The following is a 15,405-nucleotide window of genomic DNA, read 5'->3' on the forward strand; positions in this document are numbered from 1 at the left end:
AGAACATCTTTTTACCATGAAGTACTTTGGCATAATAATCTACTTTAGTAGTTACTGATAAGTTGGATAAAAGAGCTTCTGGTATAACTCTCAATAATTGATTTACTGAAATTTTATGATCTTTAAAAACTGACATAAATAGCTGATTATCAGATAAAAAGATACGTAAATATTATCAAATAAACAAGCTAAATAGTTGATTTTTAGTTTCTTAAATAGTAATTTATAAAACAAAAAAGTCGGAAGAAAAATCTTCCGACCATGACTAGTCTAATTAGACTCCTTTTTTTTGTTCTATAATTAAGGATTACATTTTCTGTAACCAAGTTTTTACATCAACTTCTTGTTTTATAATCTCTTTTAAATCAGAAATTTTTACACGTTTTTGATCCATAGTATCTCTATGTCTAATCGTAACAGAATTGTCTTCTAAAGAATCGTGATCTACTGTAATACAAAATGGTGTACCTGCTGCATCTTGACGTCTGTAGCGCTTTCCAACAGCATCTTTTTCGTCATAAAACACATTGAAATCCCATTTTAAATCTTCTATAATTTTTTTAGCAACTTCTGGTAAACCATCCTTTTTAACCAATGGTAAAACTGCTGCTTTAAAAGGTGCTAAAACTGCTGGTAATTTTAAAACTGTTCTGGTTGTTCCATTATCTAATGCTTCCTCTTGTAAAGAATTTGAAAACACCGCTAAAAACATTCTGTCTAAACCAATAGAAGTTTCAACCACATAAGGCACATAACTTTTATTCTCTTCGTGATCGAAATATTGTAATTTCTTACCAGAATATTGTTCATGTTGACTTAAATCGAAATCTGTTCTAGAGTGAATCCCTTCTAATTCTTTAAATCCAAAAGGAAAATTAAACTCAATATCTGCTGCTGCATCTGCATAATGTGCTAACTTATCATGGTCATGAAAACGATAATTTTCTGCTCCCATTCCTAAACTCAAATGCCATTTTAAACGGGTTTCTTTCCATTGTTCATACCATTGTTTTTGAGTTCCTGGTTTTACAAAAAATTGCATTTCCATTTGTTCAAACTCACGCATTCTAAAAATAAATTGCCTTGCAACTATCTCGTTTCTAAATGCTTTACCTGTTTGTGCAATACCAAATGGAATTTTCATTCGCCCAGTTTTCTGAACATTTAAAAAGTTTACGAAAATACCTTGTGCAGTTTCTGGTCTTAAATACACTTGCGTAGAATTTTCTGCAGAAGCACCAATTTGAGTACCAAACATAAGATTGAATTGCTTTACTTCTGTCCAATTTTTAGAACCAGAAGCAGGACATCCAATACCTAAATCAACAATTAATTGTTTAAAGCCAACTAAATCACTTTCCTCTTGTACCCGAGTTAATTCAGCAGAAATTTCATCAATTTGTTTTTGACGACGAATTACATTTTGATTTGTAGCTCTAAATTCTTCTTCGTTAAAAGCATCACCAAATCGTTTTTTAGCTTTGGTAATATCTTTTTCTATTTTTTGATTTATTTTTTCTCTAAAATCTTCAACCAAAACATCAGCTCTGTAACGTTTTTTAGAATCTTTATTATCTATTAAAGGGTCATTAAATGCATCTACGTGTCCAGAAGCTTTCCAGGTTGTTGGATGCATTAATATTGCAGCGTCAATACCTACAATATTTTCATGCAACTGCACCATTGCTTTCCACCAATATTCTCTAATATTTTTCTTTAACTCAACTCCATTTTGAGCATAATCATACACAGCACTTAATCCGTCATAAATTTCTGAAGATTGAAACACATAACCATATTCTTTTGCGTGTGATAAGACTTTTTTAAACTGATCTTCTTGTTTTGCCATAATGAGCGCAAAGATACACGTTTAGGTAAATTTTTCAATAAAAAAGGGTTCAAGTTTTTTTGATGTGATTTCTGCAAATTATTTTTAATAATTTTACTTATCTTTCTGATAAATTGCTAAAAAAATGAAAATTCTCAATGATTTTTTCAGGATATTTTATCCTGAATTGTGTGTCAATTGTGAAAATCAATTGATCAATAATGAAACTATTTTGTGCACATTTTGCAGGCATGATTTACCATTTACAAATATTACTAATTATCAAGACAATAAGGTTACTCAAGTATTTTATGGCAGAACAGAAGTAGAAAAGGCTTTTTCGCTACTTCTCTTTCGAAAAAAAGGAATCACAAAAAAGTTGATTCACGAATTAAAATATAAAGGAAATGAAGATATTGGAGTTTTTTTTGGGAATTGGATAGGAGATATCCTAAAAGAGAACAAAGAATTTATAGATATTGATTGTATTATTCCTGTTCCTTTACACGTTAAAAAATTAAAACAAAGAGGTTATAATCAGGTCACTAAATTTGGAGAACAATTAAGTTTACATATGCAAAAACCGCTTTTAGAGCATGAACTTGTTCGAGTTTCATCAACAAAAACACAAACCTATAAATCACGTTTTGAGCGATTTAAAAATACAAATACAAAGTTTGAAGTAAAAAACCCATCAATATTTAAAAACAAACATGTTTTACTTATTGATGATGTTATTACTACAGGTGCAACTTTAGAAGCTTGCATTGAAGAAATTAAAAAAGAAAACAAAGTAAAGGTTAGTATTTTAACAATGGCTTACACAGAATAAATTTTATGATTTTTAAATGAAAAATATATTGTTAATTTGTATCAAAATCTCTTACTAGTGAAAACTTTTTTTCGATTTCTTTTTTTTAGTATTTCTGTAATAATCCTTTCTAATTGTGCTAGAACAGGAAGACCAGAAGGTGGGCCAAAAGATGAGGAAGCTCCATTATTTACAACATCAAACCCACCCTATGAAACTATTAATTTTGATAAAAAGGAAATTAAATTAGAATTTAACGAGTTTATCAAACTAAAAGACCTCAGCAAACAATTAATTGTTTCTCCACCGCTAAAATACCCTTTATTAGTAACCCCACAAGGTGCTGCAACTAAAAAATTACAGTTAGAAATTTTAGATACCCTAAAACAAAATACAACCTATATTATTAATTTTGGGAATGCTGTTGAAGATAATAATGAAGGTAATACTTTAGAAGCTTTTAAGTATGTTTTTTCCACAGGAACTTATATCGATTCATTAACCACAACTGGAAGTGTTAAGGATGCTTATACTACAGAAAACCTAAAAAGTACCAATGTACTTTTGTATCAAATAGATAGTTCTTTTACAGACTCAATTGTGTTTAAGAAAAAACCCAATTATGTTACCAATACGTTAGATACCACAAAATTTACGTTTACAAATCTTAGAAAAGGAAAATACTTGATGATTGCTTTAAAAGAGTCTTCAAGTGACTACTTATTTAACCCTAAAGTAGATAAAATTGGTTTTTATCCAGATACAATTATGCTTCCTAGAGATAGCGTTATAAATACACCAATTCAGGTTTTTAAAGAAATTCAACCTTATAGATTTAGGCGTGCAAAAGAGACTAACAAAGGAAAAATTATTTTTGGATATGATGGTAAGGTTAAAGATTTTAGAGTAAAAATAACTTCTGATGTGCCTACTGATTTTAAGAGTATCTCTAAATTTGAAATTGATAGAGACACTTTAAATTATTGGTTTACCCCTTTTGAATCAGATTCATTAAATTTCCTAGTCTATAATGATGTTTTCTTAGATACAGTTACTGTGAGACTAAGAAAAAATAAAATTGATTCTCTTATTTTAAAATCTTCCATAAATGGAACTCTTCATTTTAGAGACACCTTTTTTATTAATTCTAACAATCCTATTGTAAAAGTTGATACTAGCAAAATTTCCATCATAAATAAAGATACTATTGCTATCTCTTTTAAAGAGTTAAATATAGATACCAAAAATAAAGTAGCTTTATTATTTGATAAAAAACAAGAACAAAAATATTCATTAAAAATACTTCCAGGGGCTTTTTCTGATATTTACAAACAAAAAAATGATACACTAACTTTTAACCTATCGACTAAAGAAATTGAAGATTATGGTAGAATTACAATGAATATTGTCAATGAAACCAACGAAAATCTAATCATAGACCTTATCTCTGGTAAAAATAAAGATGAAATTATTGAGCGTAACTTTATTTCGGGTACTTCAAAAAATTTAGTTTTTGATCTTTTAGAACCAAAATCTTATTTTGTGAGGGCTATCATAGATACCAATAAAAATGGTAAGTGGGATACAGGAAATTACTTGCAAAAAACACTGCCTGAAACCATTATTTTTTATGAAACTGAACTGGAATTAAGAGCCAATTACTATTTAGATGGTAATGTCTTTACAGTTAAAAAGTAGACTAAGTTTTGTAATTATAAATATTTTACTATATATTTGGTGCTTACTTTAAGACCCCTAAATCTTGAAACCCCTAATAACAATTATCTTTGTAATTGTTTTTATTCTAGAATTTAAGGCTCAACATTTCACCCATGACATTGGTGTTTTTGTTGGCACCTCTAGTTTACAAGCAGATTACGGACAAAGAGGCAACTTTGCAAGCGAATGGAACAACAACGGAATTTCTTATTCTGTTGCACACTACCTTAGTTTCTATAATAGAACTTTGAGGTGGGATCCCAACAATGTACTTCACAACCATTTAATGGTTAAAACAGAGTTACAATATTTAAGCAATGTTAAATTAGAACATCATGGTAAATGGGCTAAAGGAAGTTCTTATGGAGCAGAACAGCTAAGAGCAATGAATGGTACTTTAAGAATGCTAAACTTAGGACTGCATTTAGAATATTATTATCGTCCTTTAGAAGAATTTGTCTATCCACATTCTCATATGTGGTTTAATCCATACTTTACTTTTGGTATAAAATACTCTTCCTTTACAAATGGCTTACAATCTAATTTAGGAGATTGGACGCAGGATATTTCTGTTCTTCCTAAAAAATACACTTCAAATAAAGCATTAGATGTAGGATCTGGAAATGCTTTTTCCTTGGCTTTAGGCTTAGGAACTAGGTTTAAATTAGCTCCTAAAATTGATTTGGTTGCACAGTTTAATTATCAATACTTTTTTTCTGATAAGATAGATGGTCTCCAAGCCAAAGTCATCGAAAATAAAAATAATGAATGGTTGGTAAATATTCAATTTGGTATTGTTTATCACTTGAACTTTAACACCCCACTATTCTATTAAAAAAACCCCTAAGCTTATTTGAATAAGCCCCCTAAATTATTCAAATACAAAAAAAGACCGCCAATTGGCGGTCTTTTTTTCCATAAACTTAAACCTTTTTAAAATATTAGGTGTTGTGTATCAGATACTTAATCTAAATAAAAGCTCTGTAATCCTTACCTTTAGGTGTTCTGGTTATGTAACTTAATTTTGTCTTATGTTTTTAAATAAGCAAACAACCAATTATTTACTTAAAGTTAGCAAACAAGTTTAGCCCAGATAGAACGGTATGTTTGAGCTCTTTTTGAGCTTACGAAAAAAAGCGAGTAGTGAAAGCTGGAAATAGCTACTACAAAAACTTTTTTATAGATCGTATAATTCCGTAATGAATGCCTTCGTGAAAATTGTTAAACGCAATTGCATTTTCTATAGAACTCAATACAAAACCTGTGCTTGTTGGATATTCTTGGTAATTCTCGAAAATACCTGCTTCAAAATCTTCTTCTAAAGTATTTGGCAACCCAACTAACAACTCTTTTACCTCTTCAAATTCTTCTTTTGTAAAAGTTTTAGTTGGTGAGGTACCTTTTTTATGCGCCTCAATTAAATCGTCTGGACATAAAGGATTTAAACCTGATAATTTATAATGCAACAACTGTTGGGTAACTACCAAATGCGCAACATTCCAAGCAATATTATTTTTAAAGCCTTCTGGAGTTTTATGAATTTGCTCCATAGTTAAACCTTCTAGTTCTTTTATAACTAGCTCTCTAGATTTTCTTAAAACATCGAATTGTTCCTTCATTTTTTATTGTTAATTTTGAAGTGTAAATATAATTGATTAAAATGAAGAAAGTCTATTTTTTGCAAACTTGTGATACGTGTAGAAGAATTTTAAAGGAAGTAAATACGGATGGTTTTGAACGACAAGAAATCAAAACAAATCATATTAATGTGTCTCAATTAGAAGCAATGTATCAACTTTCTGGTAGCTATGAAGCCTTGTTTAACAAACGCGCAAAATTGTATACGGCTATGGATTTGAAAAATCAGGATTTGTCTGAAGCTGATTACAGACAATATTTGTTAGATGAATACACGTTTTTAAAGCGTCCTGTTTTTATTGTTGAAGATGAAATTTTTATTGGGAATAGTAAAAAAGTAATTGAAAAACTAAAAGAGAAGATAGGTTAATATCTTCTCTTTTAAACTTTTACTTAGTTGTGATATTCATGTTTGAATTTGACATAATATCTGCTAACTCTTCTTTTGTTAAGTCGGTTTTTAAACCAAAAATGACTAATTTATCGTCATCTCCACTTGCTTTTAAAACAATTTCTTTGATTCTATCTTTTTTCTCTAAAATGTAAAAAGCAGCTTTACTACCATCACTTTTTACACGAGCCATCGTTTTTAATTTGTGTTTTCTTAAGTATTTTTTAAAATCTTTAGATACTGAAGCATCTTCATTATTAAAGACCATTAATTTAAAATCTCCAGATTTTTTTAACAATATTTGTAAATCTTCATTATCATCATCACTTAAAAAAGAACCTGCAAAAGAGGCATTTAAATTGATTGAAAAAGCAGATTGATCTTTATGTTGTTTGTAAAACTTTTTAAATGTAGTTTCTTGTGCTACTGCACTTATCATAAAAAATGCACATAAAATAGTTGTAAGTCGTTTCATAATATTTGGTTTTACTTTGAGACGACTTAGTTTTTATTTTGTTACATATGTTTTTTTTTAATATTGATTTCAATAGTTGATAAAACTAAGATTTGTAAACCTTTATCAAACCTTCTGCTTCTTTTTGAGCACTCCAATTCTCCAAAATTTCTGCTCTTCCTTCTTTTCCTAACAACGGAATTTGATTTGAGATTGAGTTTTCTAACAATTGCTCTAGTTCATCAACATTTCCGGCTTCAAATAAATATCCATTTTTTTGAGGTGTGATTAATTCTGAATGCACACCAACATTTTTGGTTGCAATTACAGAACATTCACAAGCCATAGCTTCTGCAGTAACTAAAGAAAATCCTTCAGAAAAACTAGGAACAACTGCAATTTTTGCTGCTTGATAATAGGATACAATATCTTGAGTTTCATCAACAAAATAAACTTGATCTTCAATTTTGTGTTTCTTAACTATTGATTTTAGCTCGTCTAAGAACTGTGGTTTATCTACTTTACCAACAATAACTAACCCCCAGTTTGCATGATTTTTTAAAACTTTAGAAGCTTCTAACAAAGTAACTTGTCCTTTGGCTTTTCTTACTCTTCCAGCACAAACTATCAAGTTTTTTTGTGGGATATTTTCTATTCGTTTTGTAGGATTGGGTTGAAATAAATCAATATCAATTCCGTGACCAACTATAGTATTTTCTATCCCTAAATTATTGCTCATACTTTTGATGAGCGTTACAACTTTATCGGCTTTTTTTAGCAGCTTTATCGTTAATCCAGAAGGAGTAGTTTCTGCATGACGAGTTGCTATCAAACTAAATTTTGCTCCAAAAAAACGCCAAAATAGCATTTTTAATATCTCATTATTTCTATGACAATGCACTACAACTTCTCTATTAGAAAAAAGAATTTTTCTGAGTTGTGATTTTGAAATTTTGCGCCCCTTAATGTTATAGCCGTAAATAAAGGTTTCGAATTTTTCATTAAAAAAAGGCAACACATTTTCAATACTTCTGGTAACACCAGTTCTGCGTCTATGAAAATGAGTATGGATTAATATAGGTTTCAAAAATTATGCAAATCTACGTTCTACAATCTCCATAAAACGAGCTTCTAACTCTTCTTGTTCAGACCAATTATAATCTGGTTTAATCATTTTATTGATAAACTGTTTCGCTTCCTTTTCTGTTTTAAAAGTATTTAATTGAGAAACTACTCTGTTAAAGTCCTCTTGACTGCCATCAAACAAATTTTTTACAAATGCAATTCTATCGTTCAACCCAATTTGAATATGAGTTGATAATTTATCGTTCAAAGATTTTGTAGGTGCAGGAGAATCAAACAGAGTTGCTATTTCATCAACAGGAATGGTATCTTCTAGTTCCTCTTCTAAAGTCTTCGTTTTTCTTTCTTCAACATCTTTTGCATCATTATTTTCTTCAACTTCGGGTTGCGCTGGCTCAAACAACAAAGATTCTATCTCATCAAAGGGTTGCTCAACAATTTCTTCTACTTCTACTTCAGTTTCTGGTTCAGTTTTTACCTCAATTTCTTTTTTAGGTTCTTCAGCTACTTCTTGAATTTCTTCCTCTAATTGATGTACAACTTTTTCTTCGTCTTCTTTCTTTTGTAATACTTCTTTCTCTTCAACAACTTGATCAATAATTTCTTTTAACTCAAGTGCCTTATCTACTTTGTTAAGTAACTCCTCTTTAGTTTCTTCTGGATTTGAAGTGGTATTCATATATTCTTCAACAAAGGCCAAAAGCGATAATTTTTCATAAATCTCTCTAGATTTTTCTTTCAATGCAAATACATCCTCTTTGTCTTTCATTTGTAAAATCTCGTGAGCAAGAGACATTAAATCGGTTTCTAATCTTTTGTGCATAAGTTGTAAGTTGAATTTATTTTTTACACGTAAATATTCATAAATTTGCTAAAACTCAAAGTAACAGGAAATTTAATCATATAACGCCTAAAATTACAAAATGTTTCTTGAAAATACCGTAAATCATACAGAACAATTTGGATGGATTGAAGTAATTTGTGGCTCAATGTTTTCTGGTAAAACAGAAGAACTCATTAGGCGCTTAAAACGTGCTCAATTTGCCAAACAACGGGTAGAAATCTTTAAACCTGCTGTTGATGTAAGATATGATGACGAAGAAGTGGTTTCTCATAATGATAACAGGATTCGTTCTACACCTGTGCCAGTTTCTTCAAATATTAGATTATTGGCAAATGATGTTGATGTGGTTGGTATTGATGAAGCGCAATTTTTTGACGATGAAATTGTTGCTGTTTGTAATGATTTGGCAAACAGAGGAATTCGTGTTATTGTTGCTGGTTTAGATATGGACTTTAAAGGAAATCCTTTTGGACCAATGCCTGCTTTAATGGCTACTGCAGAATATGTAACTAAAGTTCACGCAGTTTGCACTCATACAGGTAATTTAGCCCATTATAGTTTTCGCAAAGCACAAAATGATGATTTGGTTTTATTGGGCGAAACTCAAGAATATGAACCTTTAAGTAGAGCTGCATATTATAAAGCTGTTAAAAATCAGCAAGAAGAAAAATCTTCTCAAAAAGAAAATTCTGCTGATGAATAACCACGTAACAGTTTTAGAAATTGATGGAAATGCCCTAAAACATAACCTAAATTATTTCAAACAAAAACTACAACCTAAAACCAAAATTTTAGCGGTAGTAAAAGCTTTTGGGTATGGAAGTGATGGTGTGCAAATTGCTCAATTTTTAAAAGACAAAGTAGATTATTTTGCGGTAGCGTATACCAATGAAGGAATTTCGCTTAGAGAAGCTGGTATTAAAACCCCTATCTTAGTTTTGCATCCGCAAATACCAAACTTACCATCTATTATTGAGTATAGACTAGAACCGAATTTATACAATTTTAAAATTTTTAATGCTTTTTTAAAATTGGCAGATAAAATTCTGTTAATGAATTATTCTGTACATATTAAATTTAATACTGGATTAAATAGATTAGGATTTTGGCATACAGATATTCCTAAAATTATCAGTAGTTTAAAAGAAACAAATCATATAAAAGTGGCATCTTTATTTTCGCATTTGGCTGCTAGTGAAGATTTAGAAGAGCAAGATTTTACTGTTAATCAGATTAACAATTTTGCCTATATCGCTCAACAGTTTTATAAACATTTGGGCTATGAACCTATGCTACATATCTTAAATACTTCTGGAGTTGTCAACTATTCTAAGGCACAGTTTGACATGGTTAGAGTAGGAATAGGTCTATATGGTTTTGGTAACGATGAAAAAGAAACATCTCAACTAAAAAACACTCATAATTTAAAATCTATCATTTCTCAAATTCATTTGATACAACCAGGAGAAACTGTTGGTTACAATAGGGCTTTTGTTGCAAAAAGACCAACCAAATCTGCAACGATTCCTATTGGTCATGCAGACGGATTGTCTAGAAAGTTAGGAAACAGAAAAGGGTATGTACTCATCAATAATCAAAAAGCAGAAATTATTGGTAATGTTTGTATGGATATGATTATGGTAGATGTCACTAAAATTAATTGTAGAGAAGGTGATGAAGTTATCATTTTTAATACTCAAGAAATGATTCTGCATAATGCAGATGTATCTGAAACAATTTCTTATGAAATATTAACTTCCATCTCTCAACGAGTTTCAAAAATTTTAAAAAAATAAAAAGACTAAACTTTATTATTTTAAAAAAGAACCTTTAAAGGCCTAAATTATACTTCTCATCGAATAAAAAACATCTAAAAAAACATTTTTTTTATCTTCGCCATGATAAACTAATTAAAAAACAATAAATAATGGGAATGCTTAAAGAATTTAAAGACTTTGCAATGAAGGGTAACCTTGTAGACATTGCTGTAGGTTTTGTTATGGGTGCAGCTTTTAAACAAGTTGTTACTTCTTTTACAGGAGGAATTGTTTCTCCGTTAATTGGATTAGTATTTAACGCAAACTTTAAAGATCTAAGATGGATTGTTAAAGAAGGTGTTACAGACGATGCTGGCAAAGTGGTTGGTGAAGTAGCTGTATTATATGGTGACTTTATTACTAACGTAATCGACTTTATCATTGTTGCTTTTGTAATGTTCTTAATTGTAAAAGGTGTTAACGCCACTAAAAAGAAAGAAGAACCAGCTCCAGCAGCTCCAAAAGGTCCAAGTCAAGAAGATCTACTAGCAGAAATAAGAGATTTATTAGCTAAGAAAAAATAAGAATTCTCTTATGTATAAATAAAAAACCCAAGCAAATGCTTGGGTTTTTTTATGCTTTATAAGGATAAACCTAATAAAGATAAGCTTCTTCATGACTACCGATTTCATTTTTTTTGAAGTTGATTGTTTTAGTTTAGTTTGTTTATCAACTTTTAAAAATATAACTTAGCTAACGCAGAATACAAGTCATTAACAAAGTTTTAGTTAACGATAATTAAATTACTACTAGAAATGAAAAATTATATCAAAATACATTATATATCGGTGTTAATTCTTTTTTTGTTTATTGGCTGTAAAAACAATACAGAAAAGACTGAAAAAGATTCTGAACAAAAGATTACTAAAGAATTAAGTATAACTGCCAACTACGTTTCTGAAGACTATTTAAAAAGAAGTGAAGGTTATGATTGGGTCTCTGTATCAGTTACTAAAGCAAAAAACAATCAACTAAATATTTCAATTCGCTCGAGAGCAGATAATAAAAAACCAACCTGTACATTTGATGCCATTGCCAGAAAAGTTGATGACAAAACCTACCAAACACAAATTAAAGGAAAAACTATTCTGTTTGCATTTACTGATTCTAAAATCAGTATTACTGCCAAAAAACAAGAAGACGAAAGTTTACTCTATTTTTATTGTTCAGGTGGCGCAAGTATTAGTGGTACATACTCAAAAATAGATGAACCCCTTGATCAAAGTCAAATTGATAAAACAAAGTTTAGTAAAGTATTAAATCTACAAGACATTGGCTTCAATATTTTATCAATAGAAAAAGATGGAAAGAATACGCTAACAATTTTTACATTTGGTTTAAAAGAACATGAATACAACGAAACTTTCAATATCGAGGGCGAAGAAGTAATAAATGCAGAAGTTGAAGATCTTAATTCTGATGGTTCGCCTGAACTTTTTATCTACACCCAATCAGTTGGTAGTGGTAGTTATGGAAATGTTTATGCTTTTTCGGTAAACAATAAGAAATCAATGAGTCAGGTTTATTTTCAACCAACTGCAGAAAACAGCAAGATAAATCAAGGATATATGGGGCATGATGAGTTTTCAATCGTTGAAAACACTTTAGGTCAGCGCTTTCCAATTTATAAAGAAGGAGATACAAATGCTAAACCAACAGGAGGAACTAGACAAGTTTCTTACAGATTAGTTGAAGGAGAAGCTATGAGAAAACTCGAAGTTCATAAAATAACTGAATATTAAAAGCTACTGTAAAGAATTGCTTTATATTATTATCTGATTTCGTCAAATTTCAAAAACACTATTCCTTTAGAATCTGTAAAAATTCTGTTCTTTCAATTTCTTTAGCTCCTAAACTTGACAAATGATCATTATAAACTTGACAGTCTATTAACTTGTAATTGTTGTTTTTAACTAGATGGATAAACGCTAATTTAGAAGCATTAGACACTTTACTAAACATACTTTCTCCACAAAAAACAGTATTCATTTCTAGGCCGTATAAACCACCAACCAATTCTTTGTTTTTCCAAACTTCTATAGATTTTGCAAAACCTTTTTTATGCAAATTGATGTAAGCTTGCTCCATATCATCTGTAATCCAAGTTCCAAAACCATCATTTCTTTCAATATGTTTACAATGAAAAATCACCTCTTCAAAAGCTTTATTTTCAGTAATAGTAAACTCATTTTTATTGATAATTTTTCCCATTGATTTTGACACTTTTATATCATCAGGAAACAACACCATTCTTTTATGTGGACAATACCATACAATAGGTTCACCTTCAGAATACCATGGGAAAATTCCGTTTTTGTAAGCATAGATTAATCGTTCTTCAGACAAATCTCCACCTAAGGCAATAATTCCGTCGTCAGTCGTTAACTCATAAGGAGGAAAAACGATATTTTTAGAAAGCCAAATCATCACAACTATTTTAAGCGAAAATAATGAATTCTTAAAAAACGGTTAATCTTAAAGTTTTATAAGTTTTATCCGCAAGAAGTCCTTATTTTTGCAGCCCGTTTCAATAGGAATAGAAACATTACAATGACAAAGAAAAAAAGAATAAAAACCAAAAAAGAAAGAGCTAAATTAATGCACTTTTACTATTCAAGAACTGGTTTTTATATGTTTATTTGGGTAAGTTTAAAAAAAGCATTTATCCCAATTTTATCTGTTGTTCTAGGTCTTTTCTTAATTAACAGGTACGTTTACAACATTAACGAAGGTTTAGAATCGATTACAGAAACTTTTTCTAGACTTGGTATTTTTTCGTTTTTCTTTACCTCAGAAACACTCTTAGGATTAATTCCACCAGAAATATTTATTGCTTGGACAAAAAAAACTCCTGAGCCCATTTTAAACCTAGCTATTTTGGCAACATTGTCTTATGTAGGCGGATTATTATCTTATTTTATTGGAAAATTAGCCTTAAAAATTGAAACTGTAAAAATCTATTTAGAAGTTAAAATGGCAAAACACCTCAAGAATTCTAAAAAATGGGGAGGTTTTTTAATTTTGGTTGGAGCATTATTGCCTGTGCCTTTTTCAATTTCTTGTATGGCAGCTGGTATGATTAAATATCCTTTTAAAAATGTAGTTTTATTTGGGTTGTTTCGTTTTGCTCGTTTTGCAGCTTATGCTTGGGCTATATTTCAAGTAGTAACATAAATTAAGTACATTTACCAATATGGGATTAACAAATAACGACGTTTTTAAAAAGTTAAGAGTTGCACATAAATTACGTGACACAGATATTATTGATATTTGCGCTTTGGTAGATTTTAAAGTAACCAAAGGAGAATTAGGTGCAATCTTTAGAAAAGAAGATCATCCAAAATATATGGAGTGTGGAGATCAGTTTTTACGCAATTTTTTAAATGGCTTAATTATACATTTACGTGGGCCAATGCCAAAGAAATAGACAGTAGACAGTAGACAGTAGACAGTAGACAGTAGACAGTAGACAAAAATAAAAAAGAGCATTAACCTTAACATTAATGCTCTTTTTTATTTACTATCGTCTAAAGACAACTGACTATTTTTAGAATGGTAAATCATCTGGTTCTTCATCAGAAACCTTAGAAGCTGGCTCAAATTGATCTACTGGTGGTAAATTACTTGGAGCGTCTTGTTGTGATAAGTTTTCAATTCTCCAACCAACTATTGAGTTAAAATATTTTGCTTCTCCTTGTGGATTAATCCACTCTCTTCCTCTTAAATTTATTGAAATTTTTACGTCTTGTCCAACTTTATAATTGTTTAACAAATCTGTTTTGTCTTGATGAAATTCAACACTAATCATTTGCGGATATTGATCATCTGTAGTAACCACAACATCTCTTTTTCTAAAACCATTAGCACCAAAAGTTTGTACCTCACCAATTAATTTTATTTTTCCAATAACTTCCATAATATAAATCTTAACTATTTAATTAAAAGCACTTTCCAAGCACTTTCTACATCATTTTTATTTAAAAACTCTTGCGCAAATGTATGTTTTTTTGAGGTTTCTAACCCAATAAATTGCGGATGTTCTTTTGCAAAGTTATCAACAGTTTCATTAGATGGTAATTGAGTTACGTTACCCAACATCCCTAAGTTATTTCCTGTTAAAACTGTACTATTTCTAATTTCAGACGGAATTGCGTCAACACCAATTCCGAGGGTAGCAATTGGTTTCGGAATTTCAAAAAACCCATCTCTTGCTCTCGAATAATAACTACCTCCAGCTCTAGCCACCAAATCTATTTTATATTGATCTATGGCTCCGTTTTCATCCAAAACATCATCTGCAATATGAATTTTGACTACTTCACAAACAATTAAATTTCCTGCTCCACCTTCATCACCAGTAAAAATAACATCATTTACTTTACACTCAAATTGTACAGGAGATTCTGCCACTCTAAAAGGTTTAATTTCATCTGATGGCAACATCGTAAATCCTGCCTTTTCAAACTCATTGACACCTTCTGGATATTCTGTAGAACTCAAAGACATTTGTTGTACAATATCATAATTCACTACATTTATCACTACTTCTTTTGTTGCTAAAGCATTATCTAAAGTGTGTTTCGTTGTATTGTTTCTTACTCTTCTTGCTGGAGAAAAAATCATGATTGGCGGATTAGAGCCAAACACATTAAAGAAACTAAATGGTGATAAATTAGGATTTCCATACACATCAATAGTACTTGCAAAAGCAATGGGTCTTGGAGCTACTGCACCTAATAAATAACCGTGTAATTTTCCTGTTGGAATCTTATTTGGATTGATAGAAAGCATTCGTAAATTTTTAGATAAGTAAAGATACT

General features: G+C 30.2%; 18 protein-coding genes. 10 read left to right on the top strand and 8 right to left on the bottom strand.

Annotated elements, in window-relative coordinates:
• Positions 1 to 307: 307 nt before the first annotated feature.
• The gene (locus FP421_RS09590; RefSeq protein WP_159950007.1) at positions 308 to 1,849 is read right to left on the bottom strand and encodes a glycine--tRNA ligase; all 1,542 of its coding nucleotides are present in this window, start codon (positions 1,847 to 1,849) and stop codon (positions 308 to 310) included.
• Between the two features lie 124 nt (positions 1,850 to 1,973).
• On the opposite strand from FP421_RS09590, the gene FP421_RS09595 reads away from it, so the two are divergent.
• From FP421_RS09595 to FP421_RS09605, 3 genes are all read left to right on the top strand, one after another.
• Positions 1,974 to 2,660 (top strand): ComF family protein, encoded by a 687-nt coding sequence (locus FP421_RS09595; RefSeq protein ID WP_159950009.1) that lies wholly within the window; start codon positions 1,974 to 1,976, stop codon positions 2,658 to 2,660.
• 57 nt (positions 2,661 to 2,717) lie between these two features.
• Positions 2,718 to 4,337: an Ig-like domain-containing protein gene (locus tag FP421_RS09600; RefSeq protein ID WP_159950011.1), complete on the top strand. Its 1,620-nt coding sequence runs from the start codon at positions 2,718 to 2,720 to the stop codon at positions 4,335 to 4,337.
• 64 nt (positions 4,338 to 4,401) lie between these two features.
• Positions 4,402 to 5,193: a THC0290_0291 family protein gene (locus FP421_RS09605; RefSeq protein WP_159950013.1), complete on the top strand. Its 792-nt coding sequence runs from the start codon at positions 4,402 to 4,404 to the stop codon at positions 5,191 to 5,193.
• A gap of 328 nt (positions 5,194 to 5,521) precedes the next feature.
• Here the strand turns inward: FP421_RS09605 and FP421_RS09610 are convergent, their stop codons facing one another.
• Positions 5,522 to 5,977 carry a DinB family protein gene (locus FP421_RS09610; protein ID WP_159950015.1) on the bottom strand — a complete coding sequence of 152 codons (456 nt, stop codon included), beginning with the start codon at positions 5,975 to 5,977 and terminating at the stop codon, positions 5,522 to 5,524.
• 41 nt (positions 5,978 to 6,018) lie between these two features.
• Here FP421_RS09610 and FP421_RS09615 point away from each other — a divergent pair, with 41 nt between their 5' ends.
• Entirely contained in the window at positions 6,019 to 6,366 is a 348-nt protein-coding gene (locus FP421_RS09615; protein ID WP_159950017.1) for an arsenate reductase family protein, read from the top strand.
• Between the two features lie 19 nt (positions 6,367 to 6,385).
• Here the strand turns inward: FP421_RS09615 and FP421_RS09620 are convergent, their stop codons facing one another.
• The 3 genes from FP421_RS09620 to FP421_RS09630 all read right to left on the bottom strand — a co-directional run bounded on the left by FP421_RS09620 (position 6,386) and on the right by FP421_RS09630 (position 8,747).
• Positions 6,386 to 6,862 carry a DUF4252 domain-containing protein gene (locus tag FP421_RS09620; RefSeq protein ID WP_159950019.1) on the bottom strand — a complete coding sequence of 159 codons (477 nt, stop codon included), beginning with the start codon at positions 6,860 to 6,862 and terminating at the stop codon, positions 6,386 to 6,388.
• A gap of 85 nt (positions 6,863 to 6,947) precedes the next feature.
• Entirely contained in the window at positions 6,948 to 7,928 is a 981-nt protein-coding gene (locus FP421_RS09625; protein ID WP_159950021.1) for a glycosyltransferase family 4 protein, read from the bottom strand.
• Between the two features lie 3 nt (positions 7,929 to 7,931).
• Entirely contained in the window at positions 7,932 to 8,747 is an 816-nt protein-coding gene (locus tag FP421_RS09630) for a hypothetical protein (protein WP_159950023.1), read from the bottom strand.
• Positions 8,748 to 8,847: 100 nt separating this feature from the next.
• Between FP421_RS09630 and FP421_RS09635 the strand changes: the two genes are divergently transcribed.
• The 4 genes from FP421_RS09635 (at position 8,848) to FP421_RS09650 (ending at position 12,327) form a co-directional block, all read left to right on the top strand.
• Positions 8,848 to 9,471: a thymidine kinase gene (locus tag FP421_RS09635; RefSeq protein WP_159950025.1), complete on the top strand. Its 624-nt coding sequence runs from the start codon at positions 8,848 to 8,850 to the stop codon at positions 9,469 to 9,471.
• Entirely contained in the window at positions 9,464 to 10,564 is a 1,101-nt protein-coding gene (gene alr / locus FP421_RS09640) for an alanine racemase (protein WP_159950027.1), read from the top strand. Before FP421_RS09635 ends, alr begins: the two co-directional genes overlap by 8 nt.
• 137 nt (positions 10,565 to 10,701) lie before the next feature.
• Positions 10,702 to 11,109: a large conductance mechanosensitive channel protein MscL gene (gene mscL / locus FP421_RS09645; RefSeq protein WP_159950254.1), complete on the top strand. Its 408-nt coding sequence runs from the start codon at positions 10,702 to 10,704 to the stop codon at positions 11,107 to 11,109.
• A 231-nt stretch (positions 11,110 to 11,340) separates the two neighbouring features.
• Positions 11,341 to 12,327, top strand: coding sequence for a PliI family lysozyme inhibitor of I-type lysozyme (locus FP421_RS09650; RefSeq protein WP_159950030.1), 987 nt, complete (start codon positions 11,341 to 11,343; stop codon positions 12,325 to 12,327).
• 58 nt (positions 12,328 to 12,385) lie between these two features.
• Here the strand turns inward: FP421_RS09650 and aat are convergent, their stop codons facing one another.
• On the bottom strand, positions 12,386 to 13,012 hold the full coding sequence (gene aat, locus FP421_RS09655; RefSeq protein ID WP_159950032.1) for a leucyl/phenylalanyl-tRNA--protein transferase: 627 nt from the start codon (positions 13,010 to 13,012) through the stop codon (positions 12,386 to 12,388).
• A 123-nt stretch (positions 13,013 to 13,135) separates the two neighbouring features.
• Between aat and FP421_RS09660 the strand changes: the two genes are divergently transcribed.
• Both FP421_RS09660 and FP421_RS09665 read left to right on the top strand, forming a co-directional pair.
• Positions 13,136 to 13,759 carry a YqaA family protein gene (locus FP421_RS09660; protein WP_159950034.1) on the top strand — a complete coding sequence of 208 codons (624 nt, stop codon included), beginning with the start codon at positions 13,136 to 13,138 and terminating at the stop codon, positions 13,757 to 13,759.
• A 19-nt stretch (positions 13,760 to 13,778) separates the two neighbouring features.
• Positions 13,779 to 14,012 carry a DUF1456 family protein gene (locus FP421_RS09665; protein ID WP_159950036.1) on the top strand — a complete coding sequence of 78 codons (234 nt, stop codon included), beginning with the start codon at positions 13,779 to 13,781 and terminating at the stop codon, positions 14,010 to 14,012.
• Positions 14,013 to 14,132: 120 nt separating this feature from the next.
• On the opposite strand, the gene FP421_RS09670 is transcribed toward FP421_RS09665, so the two are convergent.
• The gene (locus FP421_RS09670; RefSeq protein ID WP_159950038.1) at positions 14,133 to 14,501 is read right to left on the bottom strand and encodes a DUF3127 domain-containing protein; all 369 of its coding nucleotides are present in this window, start codon (positions 14,499 to 14,501) and stop codon (positions 14,133 to 14,135) included.
• Between the two features lie 14 nt (positions 14,502 to 14,515).
• Positions 14,516 to 15,376 carry a flavin reductase family protein gene (locus tag FP421_RS09675; protein ID WP_159950040.1) on the bottom strand — a complete coding sequence of 287 codons (861 nt, stop codon included), beginning with the start codon at positions 15,374 to 15,376 and terminating at the stop codon, positions 14,516 to 14,518.
• Positions 15,377 to 15,405 lie beyond the last annotated feature (29 nt).

It is taken from the genome of Polaribacter septentrionalilitoris (genome assembly GCF_009832745.1).
Taxonomy (GTDB): Bacteria; Bacteroidota; Bacteroidia; order Flavobacteriales; family Flavobacteriaceae; genus Polaribacter; species Polaribacter septentrionalilitoris.

Coding starts and splice junctions, on each gene's coding strand:
- FP421_RS09675 (WP_159950040.1), bottom strand. CDS start 15,376: ATGCTTTCTATCAATCCAAATAAGATTCCAACAGGAAAATTACACGGT.
- alr (WP_159950027.1), top strand. CDS start 9,464: ATGAATAACCACGTAACAGTTTTAGAAATTGATGGAAATGCCCTAAAA.
- FP421_RS09665 (WP_159950036.1), top strand. CDS start 13,779: ATGGGATTAACAAATAACGACGTTTTTAAAAAGTTAAGAGTTGCACAT.
- FP421_RS09670 (WP_159950038.1), bottom strand. CDS start 14,501: ATGGAAGTTATTGGAAAAATAAAATTAATTGGTGAGGTACAAACTTTT.
- aat (WP_159950032.1), bottom strand. CDS start 13,012: ATGATTTGGCTTTCTAAAAATATCGTTTTTCCTCCTTATGAGTTAACG.
- FP421_RS09590 (WP_159950007.1), bottom strand. CDS start 1,849: ATGGCAAAACAAGAAGATCAGTTTAAAAAAGTCTTATCACACGCAAAA.
- mscL (WP_159950254.1), top strand. CDS start 10,702: ATGCTTAAAGAATTTAAAGACTTTGCAATGAAGGGTAACCTTGTAGAC.
- FP421_RS09620 (WP_159950019.1), bottom strand. CDS start 6,862: ATGAAACGACTTACAACTATTTTATGTGCATTTTTTATGATAAGTGCA.
- FP421_RS09635 (WP_159950025.1), top strand. CDS start 8,848: ATGTTTCTTGAAAATACCGTAAATCATACAGAACAATTTGGATGGATT.
- FP421_RS09660 (WP_159950034.1), top strand. CDS start 13,136: ATGACAAAGAAAAAAAGAATAAAAACCAAAAAAGAAAGAGCTAAATTA.
- FP421_RS09650 (WP_159950030.1), top strand. CDS start 11,341: ATGAAAAATTATATCAAAATACATTATATATCGGTGTTAATTCTTTTT.
- FP421_RS09595 (WP_159950009.1), top strand. CDS start 1,974: ATGAAAATTCTCAATGATTTTTTCAGGATATTTTATCCTGAATTGTGT.
- FP421_RS09630 (WP_159950023.1), bottom strand. CDS start 8,747: ATGCACAAAAGATTAGAAACCGATTTAATGTCTCTTGCTCACGAGATT.
- FP421_RS09615 (WP_159950017.1), top strand. CDS start 6,019: ATGAAGAAAGTCTATTTTTTGCAAACTTGTGATACGTGTAGAAGAATT.
- FP421_RS09610 (WP_159950015.1), bottom strand. CDS start 5,977: ATGAAGGAACAATTCGATGTTTTAAGAAAATCTAGAGAGCTAGTTATA.